This is a genomic window from Sphingobium limneticum (genome assembly GCF_008710165.1).
In the GTDB taxonomy this organism is placed as follows: Bacteria; Pseudomonadota; Alphaproteobacteria; order Sphingomonadales; family Sphingomonadaceae; genus Sphingobium; species Sphingobium limneticum.
In genome coordinates this window covers 155,397-172,554 of the sequence record NZ_VYQA01000007.1, presented here as the reverse complement: position 1 = coordinate 172,554, position 17,158 = coordinate 155,397, and the positions used below count along the sequence as shown (strand labels likewise).

Sequence of the window (17,158 nt, the reverse complement as noted above, 5' to 3'; positions counted from 1 at the left end):
ATTAATGATTGTCGCGGGGCAGGCCCATGGTCTGGGCGATGCGCTGATATTTCTCTGCGCCTTCCAGGATGGCACCGGTGTTCATCTGGCCCACGACCGAGCGCTGGATTTCCTGCCAGGGGGTCTGCGAGGCAGGATATTTGAACCCGCCCTCGGCGACCAGCTTGGCGCGACGTGCTTCCAGTTCCTCGTCGGAAATCAGCACGTTCACCACGCCGGCCTTCAGGTCCATGCGGACGCGGTCGCCGGTTTCCAGCAGCGCCAGGCCACCCATGGCCGCCGCTTCTGGCGAGGCGTTCAGGATCGACGGGCTGCCCGATGTCCCCGACTGACGGCCATCGCCAATGCAGGGGAGGGCGGACACGCCTTCGGTGATCAGATAGGCTGGCGGACGCATGTTCACGACTTCGGCCGCACCCGGATAGCCGATCGGGCCGGCGCCGCGCATGAACATCAGCGTGTCGGCGGTGATGCCGACCGACGGATCGTCGATGCGGTGGTGATAATCTTCGGGGCCATCGAACACGACGGCCGGGCCTTCGAAGGCTTCGGGATCGTCGGGGTTGGACAGGTAGCGCATGCGGAATTCTTCGCTGATGACGCTGGTCTTCATGACCGCTTCGTCGAACAGATTGCCGGTCAGGACCAGGAAGCCCGCTTCGTCCTTCAGCGGTTGGTTGAACGGACGGATGACCTTTTCATCCTCGATCTCCACGCCCTTGCAATTTTCGCCCATGGTCTTGCCATTGACGGTCATCGCGCCTTCCTTGATCAGGCCCTGGTCGATCAGCTGGCTGATGACGGCGGGCAGGCCGCCGGCGCGATAATAATCCTCGCCCAGATATTCGCCGGCCGGCTGCATGTTGACCAGCAGCGGCACCTTGTGCCCGACCGTTTCCCAATCCTTCAGCGGCAATTCGACGCCCATGTGGCGGGCGATCGCGGCCAGATGGATCGGCGCGTTGGTCGATCCGCCGATCGCCGAGTTGGCGACGATGGCGTTGTGGAAGGCGTCCAGCGTCATGATCTCGGAGGGCTTCAGATCCTCATGCACCATTTCCACGATCCGCTTGCCGGTCAGATAGGCGGCTTCCTGACGGTCGCGATAGGGCGCGGGAATCGCGGCGGTGCCGGGCAGCATCATGCCCAGCGCTTCGGCCAGCGCATTCATGGTGCTGGCGGTACCCATGGTGTTGCAGAAGCCGGTGGATGGCGCGGACGAGGCGACCAGCTTGATGAAGCCTTCATCGTCGATCTTGCCGGCGGCCAGCAGCTGGCGGCCATGCCACACGATCGTGCCCGAACCGGTCCGCTCGCCCTTGTGCCAGCCGTTCAGCATCGGGCCGACCGACAGGGCGATGGCGGGGATGTTGACGGTGGCGGCGGCCATCAGCAGAGCCGGGGTGGTCTTGTCGCAGCCGCTGGTCAGGATCACGCCGTCGAGCGGATAGCCATACATGGCTTCGACCAGACCCAGATAGGCAAGGTTGCGGTCCAAGCCGGCGGTCGGGCGCTTGCCGGTTTCCTGAATCGGGTGGACCGGGAATTCCAGGGCGATGCCGCCCATTTCGCGAATGCCTTCGCGCATGCGTTCGGCCAGCACCAGATGGTGGCGGTTGCAGGGCGACAGGTCGCTGCCGGTCTGGGCGATGCCGATGATGGGCTTGCCGCTGCGCAGTTCGTCCAGCGACAGGCCGAAATTGAGGTACCGCTCCAGATAGAGCGAGGTCATGTCGATATTGTCCGGGTTGTCGAACCAGGCGCGGCTGCGCAGCTTCGGGGCAGTCTTGGGCGAATCGCTCATCGGGGGCATCCTGACGCAAAAATTGGGCATGGCGCGTTGACGCGCTCACCCTCCTGATATACTCAGACAAATAGAATTTCAAGCACCCGAAGTGGGGTAATGTGAGCGCTAACATAAATAAAGTCGGCAGAGGGGCGCGATGACCCGCTTTGCGGTGATCGGCGATTGGGGAACCAGCCGGCTGCGGCTGTTCCGGATCGAGCAGGGGGCCATCGTCGCCCGTCGCGACGGGCCGGGTATCGGCGCGGTGGGACGGGCAGCAGAGGCCGCCTTTGCCGACACGATCGCGCCCTGGCTGGACGATGGTACACCGGAATCGATTACGCTTTGCGGCATGGTCGGCGCGCGCGACGGCTGGGTCGAGGCGCCCTATGCCGACTGCCCGGCCGACGCGGCGACATGGCGGCAGACGGCGGTGCGGTTCGATTGGCGCGGCGCGCAGCTTGCCATCATGGCCGGTCTGGCCTGCGAAGGTGAGGACGGTATCCCCGACGTGATGCGGGGCGAGGAAACGCAGATTTTCGGCGCGCTGGCGCTCGATCCGGCGCTTGCCACGGGGCGGCACCTGATCGTGCTGCCCGGCACGCATAATAAATGGTCGCTGGTCGAGGACGGCCGGATCATCTCTTTCCGCACCATGCCGACCGGCGAGCTGTTCGCGCTGCTGCGCGACCAATCGACGTTGGGACCGAAAGTCGAGCTGACCGATCCGGCCGATGAAGCCGCCGGTTTCGCCGAAGGGCTGGAGCGCGCGGGCGACGCGAAGCTGTTGCAGTCGTTGTTCGCGGCGCGGGCGATGCGGTTGCGCAGCGGTCGGTCGGGCGACTGGGCGCTGGGCTATCTGTCCGGCCTGCTGATCGGCTGCGAGATTGCAGAGATCATGACGACGCTGAGCGGCGCGGACGGCGTGGTGCTGATCGGCGACAAGCGCCTTTCGGCCCGCTATGCGCAGGCGCTCGACGCACGGGGGATCATGTCCCGTGCGTTGGATGGTGACGGCTGCGCGCTTGCGGGCCTTGGTTTTACGGGAGAATTGACGGCATGACCCTGGACGAATTGCTGGCCGACGGCGCGCCGCCGGTCTGCGCCATCCTGCGCGGCATCAAGCCGGAAGAGGCGATCGACGTCAGCGCCGCGCTGGTCGAAGCGGGCATCCGCATCCTGGAAGTGCCGTTCAATTCGCCCGAACCGTTGAAGAGCATCGCGGCGATGCAGGATGCGTTCGGCGACCGTGCGCTGATCGGCGGCGGCACGGTGCTGAGCGTCGAGGCGGTCGAGCAACTGCACGGCGCGGGCGGCCGCATCATGGTGACGCCCAACACCAATCCCGCCGTCATCGCGCGCGGCGCCGAGCTGGGGCTGGAATTGCTGCCCGGTTTCATGACGCCGAGCGAAGCCTTCGCCGCGATCGCGGCGGGCGCGAAGCGGATCAAGCTGTTCCCGGCCGCACAGCTGGGCGCGGCCTATGTGAAGGCGGTGAAGGACGTGCTGCCCAAACATGTGGGCGTCTGGGCCGTGGGCGGCACCGGCGCGGATACGATCGGCCAGTGGCTGGCGGGCGGATGCGAAGGCATCGGCGTGGGCGGCGCGCTCTACAAGCCGGGCGATGACGCGGCGACGGTGGGTCAGCGCGGGCGCGACCTGGTGGCGGCATGGAAAGCGGCGGTCGCCTGAATTTTCAGGCGACCCCTTCGGCCCGCTCCTCGGTCCGGTCCAGCACTTCGCGGATCTTCGCGGCCAGATCGGTATAGCCGAAGGGTTTGGTGAGCAGGTCCACGCCCGCGTCCAGCCGTCCATGATGGACGATGGCATCGCGGGCATAGCCGGTGGTAAACAGGATTTTGAGGTCCGGCTAGCGGATCCGGGCTGCGCGCGCCAGATCCGCGCCGGTCATCCCGCCGGGCAGCACCACGTCGGTGAAGAGCAGGTCCGCCCGACCGTTCGCCATGTCCAGCGCCTCCAGCGCGGCAGGGCCGTCTCCGGCAGTGATCACGTCATAGCCAAGGTCGCGCAGCACTTCGAGCGAATAGGCGCGGACATTGTCGTCATCCTCGCACAGCAAAATCGTCTCGCCGCCGCCGATGGGCCTGGCTGCTGACACGTCCTGCGCGTCATTGGCCGCGACGCTGCCATGATGGCGGGGGAGGTAGAGGCGTACGCTGGTGCCCTGACCCGGCTGTGACTGGACGCGCATATGGCCGCCCGACTGTTTGATGAAGCCATAGACCATCGACAGGCCAAGGCCGGTGCCGCGCCCAACCTCCTTGGTGGTGAAGAAGGGTTCGATCGCCTGGGCCAGCGTGTCCGCATCCATGCCTTCGCCCGTATCCGACACGCAGATCAACACATAGGCGCCCGGCGTCAGGTCGCCGTCCTGCGTGGCCTGATCGGCGTCGACGACCCGATTGGCGACCTCGATCGTCAGCTGGCCGCCCGAAGGCATGGCATCGCGCGCATTGACCGCCAGGTTGAGCAGCGCATTTTCCATCTGGTTGATATCGACTTCGATCGGCCAGCTTTGCGGCGTTTCGATCGTCGCTACACGGATCGTCTCGCCCAGCGTCCGGTGCAGCATGTCGGTCATGCCGGCAACCAGCTGGTTGGGATCGACCGGGCGCGGGTCGAGCGGCTGGCGGCGAGAGAAAGCCAGCAACCTCTGCGTCAAAATCGTTGCCCGTTCCGCGCCTGCGGCGGCGCGCATCGTCATGTTGCGCAGGCGCGTGGCGTCGGCGGGCAGGGCGCGTTGCAGCAGTTCCAGATTGCCGGTCACGATCTGGAGCAGGTTGTTGAAATCATGCGCCACGCCGCCGGTCAGCTGACCCAGCGTTTCCATCTTCTGCGCCTGCCGCAGCGCCGCTTCGGTATCGGCCAGCGCGAGCGCATGGGCGCGTTGTTCCGTGACGTCGCGGGCGACGCAATAGATGATGTCGCCCTCCGGCACGGCGGTCCAGCTGAAGGTGCGATAGCGGCCGTCTTTCGCCCGGAAACGGTTGTCGAAGCGCATCACCGTTTCGCCATGGGCCAGATCGTCGATGCGATCGCGTGTGGCGGCGACATCGTCGGGATGCTCCATCCACTGGGATGTGCGGCCGATCAGTTCCTCTTCGGTCCAGCCCAATATATCGGTCCAGCTTGGGCTGGCGGCAAGCCAGACGCCCGCAGTGTCGGCGATCAGGAAAGGGTCCCGCGCCAATGCCCATAGACGATTGCGGTCGGCCAGCATCGCCCGCTCCGCCAGCACCCGCTGGGTGGTTTCGCTGACGATGCACAGCGCGCCGCCGATCGATCCGTCGCCTTCGAACACGGGGGAATAACTGATGTCGAAATAGACATGTTCGCCCCGGCCGCCATCGCGTTCGATATAGAAGGGACGGTCCTTTGCATGGACGGTTTCGCCGTCTTCATAGACGGTGCGCAGCAGCGGGCCGAGATCGTCCCACAATTCCGCCCAGCCTTCGCTGGCGGGACGGCCCAGTGCATGGGGGTGTTTGTCACCGATCGTGGGGACATAGGTTTCGTTGTAGAGCGCGCAATATTGCGGCCCCCAGAACAGAACGATCTCCGCCTTGGACGACAGCATCAGGCGGACCGTCGATACCAGGGCAGGGGACCAGCCATCCACCGGGCCAAGCGGCGAACGGCCGTCCAGTGCGGCGGTAAGAGCGCCGACCGGTCCCTGCGCAGCGATCATCGCGGCTATGCCGGTCGGTGCGGCGGTCATGGAAAATCCCTGCATTGAAACCAGTTGTTTTGATACGCCCGTGGCGCGATTTGTTTCCCCAATTGCCAGTCCCTGGGGTAATTTGTCCATGCCCCATCTGCGCCGTCGCGGCTTGAAAAGGGGGCGGCATGGGCGCATGGACCGGGTCATGACAGCGTCCGCTTCGTTCCGCGCTCCGCGCCCCGCCGCCATTGCCCGCTGGTTGTTGATCGTGGCGTTTCTGGTCTTCTGCATGGTGGTGGTGGGCGGTATTACGCGGCTCACCGAATCCGGGCTTTCCATCACCCAGTGGAAACCGATTACCGGCGCCATTCCGCCGCTGACCCACGATCAGTGGATGGAGGCATTCCGTCTCTATCAGCAGATCCCCGAATATCAGCAATTGCGTCAGGGCATGACCCTGTCCGATTTTCAGTTCATCTTTTTCTGGGAATGGCTGCATCGCCTGCTCGGCCGATTGATCGGCGTGGCCTTTGCGTTGCCGCTCATCTGGTTTGCGGTGCGGCGCGCGATCCCGGCAGGCTATGGTCCCCGCTTGATCGCGCTGCTGGCGCTCGGCGGATTGCAGGGCGCGATCGGCTGGTGGATGGTGAAGTCGGGCCTGTCGGTGCGCACGGACGTCAGCCATTATCGGCTGGCCGTCCATCTGTTGACGGCGTTGTTCATCATCGGCGGCCTGATCTGGACGGCGCTGGATCTGCGCGCGCTGGCGCGTTCCGGCACGGCGCGGCCGGCGGTATTGCGGCCCTTCGCGCTGGCGGTGCTGCTGGTCCTTCTGGTCCAGCTGATGCTGGGCGCCTTCACCGCCGGGCTGGATGCCGGCTATGTGTCCAACACCTGGCCGCTGATGAACGATCATCTGGTGCCGGAGGGGATCAGCTGGATGGGGTCATATTGGGCCACCGTGTCGAGCGATCCCTATCTCGTCCATTTCCTGCATCGCTGGTGGGCCTGGGTCGCGGCGGTGATGCTGATCCTGCTGGCGCGGCGGGCGAAGAAGGCGGGACAGCGCGGCGCGTCGATCGCCATCAACGCCGCGCTGGGGGCGCAGATATTGCTCGGCATCGCCACCGTCATCAGCGGTATCGCCCTGCCGCTGGCGGTGCTGCACCAGGCCGTCGGTGCGCTGGTCGTGGCTGCCGCTGCCTGGGGCGCGCATGCCGTGGGCGCGCGCCGTTGAGGACGCCCTTTGCCATGATGGCGATCGCGCTGGCGCAGCCGGTCGCGGCACAGGCCATCGCCATCCCCTTTGCGCCGCCGACCGACCGGGCATTGACCTATCGCATCGAGCAGCATCGTCCGTTGGCGGGCAAGGTCAGTGCCTTTACCGCCACGCGCGATCTGCGATTCGAGCGGGCGGGGGAGGGTTATGCCCTTACCGTCACCCTGCGCGCGATCGACACGGATGCGCCGGCATCGGGCGCTGTGTCCTATCGCGCGGCGCTGGGGCCATTGGTCGGGATCGCCATGCGCTTCCGGCTGGATGGGCGGGGCAAGGTCGTGGCGCTGGACGATGAAGAGGCGATCTGGGCCAAGGTGCGGGCCGGTGTCGATGCGTTGGCGACCGGATCGGACGGCGAGCGTCAGCGGGCGGCGCAGAAGATTCTTGCCCTGTTCGACAGCCTTTCGGTCGAGGGGCGCATGTCCCTGCTGGCGGGCGAACTGCAACCATTGTTTCTCTTCGCCGGCAGCGATGTCGCAGGTGGCGCAGGGCGGGGATTGCGCAGCGTGGCGGGGTCGCCGCTCGTCCGTCCGGTGCCGGTGGAAGGCGCGTTGACGCTGGCCGGGCAAGATGGCGACATGCTGGATCTGGACGAAAAGCTGGCCGGGGACGGCGTGCAGGTTTCGATCAAATATCGCCTGTCGCGGGTCACGGGCCTGGTCGAAAGCCAGGAGCGAAGCCTGATCGCTGGCGGGCAGCCTTTGGTCGAAAGCCGCACCCTGACACCGGCCGAATAGACGGTGGTATTATTTTACCCGTCGTGAAACGCCCCGAATCTCTTGACTTCCCGCGCCACTCCCGTCATTAGCGCCCCACTTCCGGGTGTCGGCAACGGCGCCCGGTTTCATTTTTCATCTGGAGTATTGGCACCATGAAGGCGCTGATGAAGACCACCAAGCCGGCGACCCCGGCAACGGTCGAAAAGAAGTGGATCCTGATCGACGCCGAAGGCGCCGTTGTGGGCCGTCTCGCATCGACCGTCGCGAATATCCTGCGCGGCAAGCACAAGACCAGCTTCACGCCCCACGTCGATTGCGGTGACAATGTCATCATCATCAACGCCGGCAAGGTGAAGTTCACCGGTCGCAAGCTGACCGACAAGGTTTACTACAAGCACACCGGTTATGCCGGCGGCATCAAGGAAACCACCCCCCAGAAGATTCTGGAAGGTCGTTTCCCCGAGCGCGTCCTGGAAAAGGCCGTCGAGCGTATGATCCCCCGTGGTCCGCTGGGTCGTCAGCAGATGCGCAACCTGCGCATCTTCGCCGGTGCCGAGCATGCTCATGAAGCCCAGAACCCCGAAGTGCTCGATTTCGTGTCGCGCAACCGCAAGAACAAGGTGGGTGCATAATGTCCGATAACCGCCAGTCCCTGTCCGACCTCGCGGCCCTCGCCGCGAACGCCCCCGTCGCTGCTGCGCCTGTCGCCGCCGACGCCGTGGAAGGTGAAGCACCCGTCGTCTCCGCTCCGGTTCAGCCTTCGGCTCCGCTGCGCGATCAGGAAATCGACAGCCTCGGCCGCGCCTATGCCACCGGCCGTCGTAAGGACGCCGTTGCCCGCGTTTGGGTCAAGCCCGGCACCGGCAAGATCACGGTCAACGGCCGTGACCAGGAAGTCTATTTCGCTCGTCCGACCCTGCGCCTGGTGATCAACCAGCCGTTCGGCGTCACCGAGCGTGAAGGCCAGTATGACGTGATCGCTACCGTCAAGGGCGGCGGTCTGTCGGGTCAGGCCGGCGCCGTGAAGCACGGCATTGCCCAGGCACTTTCCAAGTACGAACCTGCGCTGCGCAGCGCGGTCAAGGCCGAAGGCTTCCTGACCCGCGACAGCCGCGTCGTCGAGCGTAAGAAGTACGGTAAGGCGAAGGCCCGTCGTAGCTTCCAGTTCTCGAAGCGCTAAGTTTCTTCGACAACATCGAAACAGAGAAGGGGCCGGTTTCCGGTCCCTTTTTTGTTGTTCTCTCCATCAGATTTCCGCTCGAAGCGAACGGCGATATTATTAGCCGTCGCGCGGCACCGCCACCTCGACCGCGCCGGCCGCGATCTTCACCGTGACCGGTGTTTTCGCCAGCACTTCACCATCGATCGAGATGCGCTGGCGCGGTTTCGTGTCGATCTTGAAGCAGGTGCCGTGAAATTCCTGCGTATGGGCGTCGCGGTCGCGCAGTTTGAAGAATTTGGCGTACCAGTCCCAGGCGAGGCGGGGCTTGCTGCGGCCCACGACGGCCTGCACCACGATCTCACCGGTATCGACATCGGCATGGTCGGACAGTTCGACGCCGCCATGATAGGGGCCGTTCAAGATGCGCACTTCCGTCGACCACATGCGCCGTTCCTTAACGCCATCGTCGATGGTCAGGCGGAAGGCGCGGAAGCCGACCGAGCATTTGACCGCCCACATCAGATAGCCGATCCGCCCCAGATAGCGTTTGAGCTTATGCGGTACGGTCTGCCCGATCATCGGCGAAAGGCCGAGCGAGGCGGCATTCACGAAATAGTCGCGGTCGATCATGCCCAGGTCCACGCGGCGGCGCTGTCCGCTGGCGATCGCCTGCACTGCGCCGTCCAGATCGAGCGGCAGTCCCAGCGTGCGGGCGAAGCTGTTCGCGGTGCCGAGCGGCAGCACGCCGAACACGACATTCTTGCCGACCAGTTCGTCCACCGTCCCCGACATGGACCCGTCGCCGCCGCCCACGATCACCATCGGCGCGCCGCTTTCCACGGCTTGGCGCACGGTCGCGGCCATCTGTTCGGGGTCTTCCACTGCATGGGCGGCGATCAGGCGGACGCCCGCGGCTTCCAGCTTGTCCTTGGCCTGCGCGAAACTATCCTGCCCGCTTCGGCTATGGGCGTTGACGACCAATATGGCGTCCTTGGGGAGGGGGTTCGTTTCCATGCCGCAATAACTCCGCGAGACGGGATTTGGGTCCGTTGGAAACCCTGTGGCGCGCAATCGTTACTGTGCCATGGCTCGCATCGCTCATCTGTCCGACATCCACTTTGGCGCCAATGACCGCAAGATCGTGGACGCCGCCACCGCTTGGCTGGAGGAGAGGCGGCCCGATCTGGTCGTCATCAGCGGCGACTTCACGCAGCGGGCGCGGGTGGAACAGTTCCGGCAAGCCGCTGCCTGGCTCAATCGACTGCACGGCGCGGGGCTGAAGACGCTGGTAGTGCCGGGCAATCATGACGTGCCGCTCTATGACGTGGTGCGGCGCCTCGCCCGGCCGCTGGCGCGCTACAAACGCTATATCAGCAACGATCTCTGCCCCTTTTACGAAGATGGAGAGGTCGCGATCCTGGGCCTCAACACCGCGCGGTCGCTCACGATCAAGGATGGGCGGATCAATCATGACCAGATGGACTTGCTGCGCGATCGCTTTGCCAGGGTGGCGCCGGACAAGACTCGTATCCTCGTTACCCATCATCCGCTTTTTTCCATGCCGATCGGGAAGGGCGGGGAGCTAAGCGAGGCTGTCGGGCGGCATGACGATGCGGTCAAGGCCGCCTGCGAGGCCGGGGTGCATCTGGCGCTGGCCGGGCATTTCCATCGCACCTATGCGGAGGCGGCGCAGAAGATGGTGGAGCATAGCGGCGGCGCGCTGGTGATTCAGGCGGGGACGGCGACTTCCACCCGGCTGCGCAATGCCGAACCGCAAAGCTTCAACTGGCTGCATGTGCGACGGAACAACGAGATGGAATTGCAGGTGATCGTGTGGGACGGCGCGGCGTTCCGGCGCGCAAGCCATGTCGAATATGCCCATGATGGCGAGGGATGGGCGTCGCGGGTGGTGCAGGATGGACCGACAGTGGGGGAGGCGGCGATCAGCAGCAGCCCCTTAACTTCGCACATTTCCCGCTGATTTCGATATTTTGATACAGGGATAGGACATTATATTTCTTCCTCTGTCTTTCTAAGAGCACAGGGCCATATAGATAACATGGGGCCGTTGGGTAGGGCAGCCTACCAAGCTAACGGCCACCATTATCATGTCATCAAGCGGGAATGCTATCGTCAAGCTCCCTAAGCCGCGCCTCAATATACGATGATAGTTGGTATATTGCGGTGAGTTCAGGCATAAGATGACGGGTTTCATCCTTCCCTTCGAACGTGCCAAAATACCTTGTAGTTGGTGAATTGAACCACATTCTTGCAATTGTCTTTCGATTGTTATCGTCAAGCAAAATTGCGCAATAGGATTTGCTGTCCCTGATAACTACTCTCTTCGGATCAATCAAACGTGACGCAATGGCTTGCACAATGTGAAATCCGCTCAATTCCTCTTGCGTGGTAATAATGGCTTCTTCCGGAGCGACTGGATCTGCTTCTTCCGGCTCCGCCATCGTTGGCGTGGACGCATTCAGTGCTGACGCCAGGCGCTCATTAACACGATCGCGAATAATTGCAGAAATCGTGTTGGGCACTATTCTTGCGATGCTATCCTTGGCAGCTGGTGTCAGGCGGCCTTCGACCACTTTGGCTGCGAATAATCTCACAAAATCATCGGATGGTTCGGAAAACTCCTGTTCTATGGCCTTGCGAAGAAGAGACTGTAGTTTGAGATTGCCAGCTTCCAGAATGATCTTTTCGATATCGAAATCAGCTTTAGCAAACTTTTCAAGTGTACGAATGTCTGACGGCTTGATCGCTTCCATGCTGAACGTGAAGAAAGGGCGCTCGTCCATTTTATTGGGTTTTTCGACGTCCGAGAAAAATTGATAATTGACGCCGTTGGTGAGGATGGCGAGGCGGGCATCGGTGACGCTGAAATAGCGAAACAGTTGGGATGCGTGATTGACATTGAGTTCTGAGGTCGATGGTTTGCATTCTATCAGAATGTTAACCTTGCCATCTGCGCAGATTGCATAGTCAACTTTCTCCCCTTTCTTGATACCCACGTCAGCCGTAAATTCCGGAACAACCTCTTTTGGATTGAAAACGTCATACCCCAAAGATTGCAAGAATGGCATCACCAAGGCTGTCTTCGCCGCCTCTTCAGTTAGCAAAACTTCTCGATGTTCGATCGTTCTTTTCTGAAGTTCAGAAAGGCGCGTAGCAAAATCCATCGTAGCCATACTCCCCGTTTCTTGGGTAGATTGGCGAGAAATAGATCGTGAGGCAAGGTCATTATTACGACGAAAAGCGTTGCTTTATGGTAAGTGGGCGTAGTAGCCGCTATCCCTTCCCCTTCAACGCCGCCGCCAGCGATACCGTGGCGCTGCCGCGTTTGGCGGGGGCGGCCTGGCTGGGGTCGGGTTTCCAGCCGGAGAGATAAACGATCGCCATCTGTTCGGCGGTGCGGCCGTCCGGGTCGGCGGCGCCGGCGAAATGGCCGGCTGCGCGCATCAGCACATCGCGAGTCAGGGCAGGCGCGCGCGTCTCCAGCGCATTGCCGGCACCCATGCCGCGCAAATCATGCATCAGCCGGACGACATCGCCATAGCGTATGTTGAGTACGTCGCCGTCCGCGACCGGCATGGCGAAGCCGGCGCGGCTCAATAGATCGCCCGCCGATCGCACATCGACCTGCGGATGGACATGCTGGCCGGGGCGGTCGCCTTCTGCGGCGAGCAGGGCCGCCTTGAGCCGGGACAGGCTGCCGGCGCCGGCGAAGGCCGCCAGCATCAGCCCATCGGGGCGCAACACGCGCCGCATCAGGATCAGCGCGCCGGGCAGGTCGTTGACGCTGTCGAGCGTGCCGCAGGCTATGACCAAGTCGAAACTGTCGTCGGCAAAGGGCAGGGCGTCTTCGTCCGCCTGCACGCCGCCGAGGCTTTTCGCCGCGAGAAAGCCGGGATCGGCGCAAGCGACACGCTTGCCCATGGCTTCCAGCGCCGCCTTGGCGCTGCCGTCCGGACAGCCGATCAGGAGGACTTCGGGCAGGTCGCGCTGGACGTCTTCCAGCCGGTCGAGCAACTCGTCCAGCATCGCGCGGTAGAGAAAGTCATGGTCGGCGAAGGCGGGCAACATGCGGTCGCGGTGGCGCGCGCGTCGGGCGCGGTCGAAAATGTCGGGGCGGGAGTCCATGGCGGGCCTTGTGCATCGGACGCGAAGTGCGGACAAGGCAGATGATGCCTGTCCTCCCGCTTCTCAAGGGGCTTTTGTGGCCTGCGGTCGATTATGCGCTGCCGCCGCGATGCCCCGGATGCGGCGCCATCGTGGGGGAGGATTTCGCTTTCTGCCTCCCCTGCTGGGGCGGGATGGAATTTCTGGGCGAACCCTGTTGCGCGCGGTGCGGCGTGCCCTTCCCGCATGAGATGGGGGAGGGCGCGGAATGCGGCGGCTGCATGGCCGATCCGCCGCCATGGGACAGTGCGCGGGCGGTGCTGGCCTATGGCGATGTGGCGCGGACGGTGGCGCTGCGTTTGAAATATGGGCGGCGCATCGGCCTTGCCCGGCTGATCGCGCGACAGATGCTGCGGCATGTGGGGGATGAGGAGGCTCTGATCGTGCCGGTGCCGTTGCATCGCTGGCGGCTGTGGAACCGGGGTTTCAACCAGTCGGCGCTGATTGCCGATCATCTGGGGCGGCTGACCGGCTGGCCGGTGGATAAACAGGCGTTGCGGCGCGTGAAGCGCACGGCGCCGCTGCGGGGCATGAACCCGAAACAGCGGGCGAAGATGGTGCGGGGCGCCTTCGCGCTGGGGGCCGGGCAAACGGTGAAGGGCCGGCGCATATTGCTGATCGACGACGTCCATACCAGCGGCGCGACGGCCGCCGCCTGCGCGAAGATGCTGAAGCGTGGCGGGGCGACGGAGGTGCGGCTGCTCTGCTGGGCGCGGGTGCTTCCCGACGCTGTCGCCGACAGCCTTTGATTGACAAAGCGGTGCGATCACCCAATTTGCCGTATATATAAGGAGTTTCCGGATATCATGGCGAAGGTTGAAATCTATACCAAGGACTGGTGCGGCTATTGCGCGCGGGCCAAGGCGCTGCTGACCGACAAGGGCGTGTCGTTCGAGGAATATGACATCACGCTGGGCGGCCCCAAGCGCGAGGAAATGCTTGAGCGCGCGCCCGGCCGGTCCAGCGTGCCGCAAATCTTCATCGACGGCGCCCATATCGGCGGCAGCGACGACCTGTCCGCGCTGAACCGGGCGGGCAAGCTGGACGCGTTGCTGGGCCTATGAGCAAGATGCGCGCCGCCCTGTTCCAGATGACCAGCGGGGTCGATCCCGCCGCCAACGCCGCCGCCATCGTGGAGATGGTGAAGCGGGCGAAGGGCGAGGGGGCGGACATGCTGTTCACCCCCGAAATGGCTGGGTGCCTGGACCGCGATCGGGCGCGGGCGGCGAACACGCTGCGCAACGAAGCGGAGGATGTGGTGCTGGCCGCCGTGCGCGATGCAGCGGCGCGCGAAGGGCTGTGGGTGCATATCGGGTCGCTGCCGCTGAAGGGCGAGCGGGCCGACGGGCGCTGGGCCAATCGCAGCTTCCTGATCGACGATACGGGCGACATCCGGGCGCGCTACGACAAGATCCATCTGTTCGACGTCGATCTGGCGACGGGGGAAAGCTGGCGCGAATCCTCGGTCTATGGGCCGGGCGAGCAGGTGGTCGCGGCCGATACGCCATGGGGGCGGATGGGCTTTTCCATCTGCTACGACATGCGCTTCCCCGATCTGTACCGGGCGCTGACCAATGCGGGCGCGACGATCTTGCTGGCGCCGGCCGCCTTCACCGTGCCGACGGGGCAGGCGCATTGGCATGTGCTGCTGCGTGCGCGGGCGATCGAGGCGGGATGCTATGTCATCGCGACGGCGCAGGTGGGGAGCCATGAAGATGGCCGCATCACCTATGGCCATAGCGTGGTGATCGACCCTTGGGGCGAGATACTGCTCGACATGGGCGAGACGGCGGGGCTGGGGCTTGCGGACCTCGACCTGTCGCGCATAGGGGATGTGCGTGGGCGCGTGCCTGCCATCGCCAACCGCCGTGTGATACCCAGGGACGTGACTGTTTCGTGATCGTATTCGACCTGAAATGCGCTGGTCAGGGCCATGTGTTCGAAGCATGGTTCGGGTCGAGCACCGATTATGAGGATCAGAAGGCGCGCGGGCTGCTGACTTGTCCCCTGTGCGGCGACGCGGATGTGACCAAGGCGGTGATGGCGCCGGCGGTCGGCGCGAAGGGCAATAGCCGGACCGAAGTCGCGCCCGTTGCGCAAGCCGAGCCGACGGCGCCGGTCATGAACGTCGCGGATCAGGCGAAGATGCAGGCGCTGGTCGAAGCGTTGGGGCAGGCGCAGGCCAAGGCGCTGGAAGGCTCCACCTGGGTCGGGCGCGGCTTTGCCGAGCAGGCCCGCGCGATGCATTATGGCGAACAGGACCGCAGCAGCATCCATGGCGAGGTCGCCCCGGCCGAGGCCAAGGCGCTGATCGCAGAAGGGGTCGAGGTCGCGCCGCTGCCCTTTCCGGTCATCCCGCCGCAAGCGAAGAATTGACCGGCCGAGAATTGACCGGCGCGCCATCGCGCAATAGAGCCGTCGCCGGGCACCCGTAGCTCAGCAGGATAGAGCATTAGATTCCTAATCTAAGGGCCATGGGTTCGAATCCCGTCGGGTGCACCATCTTTTACAGTCTCAGGCGCCGGCGTGGGCATCCGCCCGCTTGGCTATCCTCGCGCAAGTGCGGGCGGTTTTTCGTCCGGGCGCAGGGTCAGGATGCGGACGCCGGTCGCCGTGACCGCCACCGTATGTTCGAACTGGGCGGACAGCTTGCCGTCGGTGGTGACGACGGTCCAGCCGTCATCCTCCGTGCGTACCATGCGGCGACCCTGGTTCAGCATCGGCTCGATCGTGAAGACCATGCCTTCCTTCAACATCATGCCGCTGCCGGGCTTGCCGAAATGCAGGATCTGCGGGTCTTCGTGCATTTCGGTGCCGATGCCATGGCCACAATAGTCGCGCACGATCGAATAGCCGGCGCGTTTGGCGTGACGCTCGATCGCATGGCCGATATCGCCCAGGCGTGCGCCGGGTCGGACCACGCCGATGCCCTGCCACAACGCGTCATAAGTGGTCTTCACCAGCCGGCGAGCGGCGGGCGTCACGTCGCCGATCATGTAGGTCTTGCTGGAATCGGCGATATAGCCGCCCTTTTCCAGCGTGATGTCGAAATTGGCGATGTCGCCTTCGCGCAGCACTTCCTGCGTCGAGGGTACGCCGTGGCAGACGACATGGTTGATCGAGCAGTTGAGGACGAAGCCATAGCCATATTGGCCCTTGCTGGCGGGCCGCGCCTGCAACTGGTCGACGATCAGGCGCTCGACCGCATCGTTCACGTCCATCGTCGTGCGACCGGCAAGCGGCTGGTCGTCGAGCCAGGTGAAGACCGACGCCAGCAGGCGGCCGGCCTCCGCCATGATCTCGATTTCGGCAGGGGTCTTGATCATCCCGCCGGCACCGCGACGATGGCGGGATCGACGCCCGCCTCCTTATATTCGCGCAACACGATCTGCTGAAAGCTCATCTGCGGGTTCATTTCGCACAGCATGCCGATCCTGATCCAGAAGGCGGCCTGCGCGTTGATCGATCGGTAGGACGCCTTGCTGGCCTTGCGCAGCTGCTCGTGCAGCTCATCTTCTATATTGACGATGCCCATCAGATCATCCGGAATATATGAATCATATATGCTTCATATATTCCGGATGGCGCAGATGGCAATGGTGCGTGCCACATCGGCGATCATATGCCTGGGTTGAGCATGGCCGGCCGGCTTATGAGGGATTCTCATTATATCGCGGGCCGGGCCGGCGACATTGTGCCCCGACTGTATCGGGAGTGACATGTGAAAGCGGTTATCGGTTTCGGGACGATCTTGGCATTGGGCGTTGTCGCGGTTGCGCCATTGCAGGCGGCACGGGCGCCGAAGGTGGCGGCCACCAGCCTGGAGGCGCTGCGCCAGCCGCTACCCTTGCCCTATGACGAAAAGGCAGATGCCGACCGGGATGTCGCCGCCGCCAAGGCGCGCGCACGGGCCAAGGGCAAGCGGCTGATGATCGACCTGGGCGGCAATTGGTGCCCGGATTGCCGCGTGCTGGCCGGCGTGTTCGATCTGCCGGAGGTCAAGGCGTTCCTGCAGCGCCATTATGAGGTGGTGACGGTCGATATCGGCCGGCTGAACAAGAATCAGCAGATTGCCGGCCATTATGGCATCGACAAGCTGAAGGGGGTTCCCGCGCTGCTGGTGGTCGATCCTAAGACCGACCGGTTGCTGAACGATGGCCATTTGTTCGCGCTGGCCGATGCGCGCCACATGACGCCGCAGGCGCTGGCGGACTGGCTTGCCCAATGGGTGTGACCCAGTGGGTGTGACTGCCCGGTCGGCCGACCGCTATCCTGGCCAGTAATGGCGGCGCTGGCGATGCATCTGGCAGGGGATAGGCAATGAGTGAACGACTATCTGCCGCAC

At 63.9% G+C, this 17,158-nt stretch carries 19 protein-coding genes and 1 tRNA gene; 13 read left to right on the top strand and 7 right to left on the bottom strand.

Annotated elements, in window-relative coordinates:
- Nucleotide 1 precedes the first annotated feature (1 nt).
- Nucleotides 2–1,804 carry an IlvD/Edd family dehydratase gene (locus F4U95_RS11470; protein WP_150425763.1) on the bottom strand — a complete coding sequence of 601 codons (1,803 nt, stop codon included), beginning with the start codon at nt 1,802–1,804 and terminating at the stop codon, nt 2–4.
- Nucleotides 1,805–1,943: 139 nt separating this feature from the next.
- Between F4U95_RS11470 and F4U95_RS11465 the strand changes: the two genes are divergently transcribed.
- Together F4U95_RS11465 and F4U95_RS11460 are read left to right on the top strand one after the other, a co-directional pair.
- Nucleotides 1,944–2,849, top strand: coding sequence for a 2-dehydro-3-deoxygalactonokinase (locus F4U95_RS11465; protein ID WP_150425762.1), 906 nt, complete (start codon nt 1,944–1,946; stop codon nt 2,847–2,849).
- On the top strand, nt 2,846–3,478 hold the full coding sequence (locus F4U95_RS11460) for a 2-dehydro-3-deoxy-6-phosphogalactonate aldolase (protein WP_120250692.1): 633 nt from the start codon (nt 2,846–2,848) through the stop codon (nt 3,476–3,478). The genes F4U95_RS11465 and F4U95_RS11460 overlap by 4 nt, the downstream gene beginning before the upstream one ends.
- Nucleotides 3,479–3,656: 178 nt before the next feature.
- Here F4U95_RS11460 and F4U95_RS11455 read toward each other — a convergent pair whose 3' ends face one another.
- On the bottom strand, nt 3,657–5,525 hold the full coding sequence (locus F4U95_RS11455; protein WP_246171570.1) for a PAS domain-containing sensor histidine kinase: 1,869 nt from the start codon (nt 5,523–5,525) through the stop codon (nt 3,657–3,659).
- A gap of 148 nt (nt 5,526–5,673) precedes the next feature.
- Between F4U95_RS11455 and F4U95_RS11450 the strand changes: the two genes are divergently transcribed.
- The 4 genes from F4U95_RS11450 (at nt 5,674) to rpsI (ending at nt 8,646) form a co-directional block, all read left to right on the top strand.
- The gene (locus tag F4U95_RS11450) at nt 5,674–6,705 is read left to right on the top strand and encodes a COX15/CtaA family protein (protein ID WP_150425761.1); all 1,032 of its coding nucleotides are present in this window, start codon (nt 5,674–5,676) and stop codon (nt 6,703–6,705) included.
- Between the two features lie 14 nt (nt 6,706–6,719).
- Nucleotides 6,720–7,484, top strand: a complete 765-nt coding sequence (locus F4U95_RS11445) for a hypothetical protein (protein WP_246171569.1) — start codon at nt 6,720–6,722, stop codon at nt 7,482–7,484.
- A gap of 134 nt (nt 7,485–7,618) precedes the next feature.
- Nucleotides 7,619–8,098, top strand: a complete 480-nt coding sequence (gene rplM / locus F4U95_RS11440) for a 50S ribosomal protein L13 (RefSeq protein WP_082462630.1) — start codon at nt 7,619–7,621, stop codon at nt 8,096–8,098.
- Nucleotides 8,098–8,646, top strand: a complete 549-nt coding sequence (rpsI, locus tag F4U95_RS11435; protein ID WP_120250690.1) for a 30S ribosomal protein S9 — start codon at nt 8,098–8,100, stop codon at nt 8,644–8,646. The genes rplM and rpsI overlap by 1 nt, the downstream gene beginning before the upstream one ends.
- Nucleotides 8,647–8,745: 99 nt before the next feature.
- Here the strand turns inward: rpsI and F4U95_RS11430 are convergent, their stop codons facing one another.
- Nucleotides 8,746–9,642 carry a diacylglycerol/lipid kinase family protein gene (locus F4U95_RS11430; RefSeq protein WP_150425759.1) on the bottom strand — a complete coding sequence of 299 codons (897 nt, stop codon included), beginning with the start codon at nt 9,640–9,642 and terminating at the stop codon, nt 8,746–8,748.
- Between the two features lie 70 nt (nt 9,643–9,712).
- On the opposite strand from F4U95_RS11430, the gene F4U95_RS11425 reads away from it, so the two are divergent.
- A complete protein-coding gene (locus F4U95_RS11425; RefSeq protein ID WP_120250688.1) occupies nt 9,713–10,609 on the top strand; it encodes a metallophosphoesterase family protein in 897 nt (298 codons plus the stop codon).
- 133 nt (nt 10,610–10,742) lie between these two features.
- Here the strand turns inward: F4U95_RS11425 and F4U95_RS11420 are convergent, their stop codons facing one another.
- The gene (locus tag F4U95_RS11420; RefSeq protein WP_150425819.1) at nt 10,743–11,813 is read right to left on the bottom strand and encodes a type I restriction endonuclease; all 1,071 of its coding nucleotides are present in this window, start codon (nt 11,811–11,813) and stop codon (nt 10,743–10,745) included.
- A 109-nt stretch (nt 11,814–11,922) separates the two neighbouring features.
- Nucleotides 11,923–12,774 (bottom strand): class I SAM-dependent methyltransferase, encoded by an 852-nt coding sequence (locus F4U95_RS11415; RefSeq protein ID WP_150425758.1) that lies wholly within the window; start codon nt 12,772–12,774, stop codon nt 11,923–11,925.
- Between the two features lie 41 nt (nt 12,775–12,815).
- Here F4U95_RS11415 and F4U95_RS11410 point away from each other — a divergent pair, with 41 nt between their 5' ends.
- From F4U95_RS11410 to F4U95_RS11390, 5 genes are all read left to right on the top strand, one after another.
- Nucleotides 12,816–13,562 carry a ComF family protein gene (locus F4U95_RS11410; protein ID WP_150425757.1) on the top strand — a complete coding sequence of 249 codons (747 nt, stop codon included), beginning with the start codon at nt 12,816–12,818 and terminating at the stop codon, nt 13,560–13,562.
- 57 nt (nt 13,563–13,619) lie between these two features.
- Entirely contained in the window at nt 13,620–13,877 is a 258-nt protein-coding gene (gene grxC, locus F4U95_RS11405) for a glutaredoxin 3 (protein ID WP_120250682.1), read from the top strand.
- Nucleotides 13,878–13,882: 5 nt separating this feature from the next.
- Nucleotides 13,883–14,713, top strand: coding sequence for a carbon-nitrogen hydrolase family protein (locus F4U95_RS11400; RefSeq protein ID WP_150425818.1), 831 nt, complete (start codon nt 13,883–13,885; stop codon nt 14,711–14,713).
- Nucleotides 14,710–15,189, top strand: coding sequence for a DUF1178 family protein (locus F4U95_RS11395; protein ID WP_150425756.1), 480 nt, complete (start codon nt 14,710–14,712; stop codon nt 15,187–15,189). The genes F4U95_RS11400 and F4U95_RS11395 overlap by 4 nt, the downstream gene beginning before the upstream one ends.
- A 49-nt stretch (nt 15,190–15,238) precedes the next feature.
- Nucleotides 15,239–15,315 (top strand) — tRNA-Arg (locus F4U95_RS11390).
- Between the two features lie 44 nt (nt 15,316–15,359).
- Here the strand turns inward: F4U95_RS11390 and map are convergent.
- Together map and F4U95_RS11380 are read right to left on the bottom strand one after the other, a co-directional pair.
- Nucleotides 15,360–16,139, bottom strand: a complete 780-nt coding sequence (map, locus tag F4U95_RS11385) for a type I methionyl aminopeptidase (RefSeq protein WP_150425755.1) — start codon at nt 16,137–16,139, stop codon at nt 15,360–15,362.
- Nucleotides 16,136–16,348, bottom strand: a complete 213-nt coding sequence (locus F4U95_RS11380) for a ParD-like family protein (RefSeq protein ID WP_150425754.1) — start codon at nt 16,346–16,348, stop codon at nt 16,136–16,138. Before F4U95_RS11380 ends, map begins: the two co-directional genes overlap by 4 nt.
- A gap of 186 nt (nt 16,349–16,534) precedes the next feature.
- Between F4U95_RS11380 and F4U95_RS11375 the strand changes: the two genes are divergently transcribed.
- Complete coding sequence (locus F4U95_RS11375) at nt 16,535–17,047, top strand: thioredoxin family protein (RefSeq protein ID WP_246171568.1); 513 nt, start codon at nt 16,535–16,537, stop codon at nt 17,045–17,047.
- The last annotated feature ends 111 nt before the right edge of the window (nt 17,048–17,158 follow it).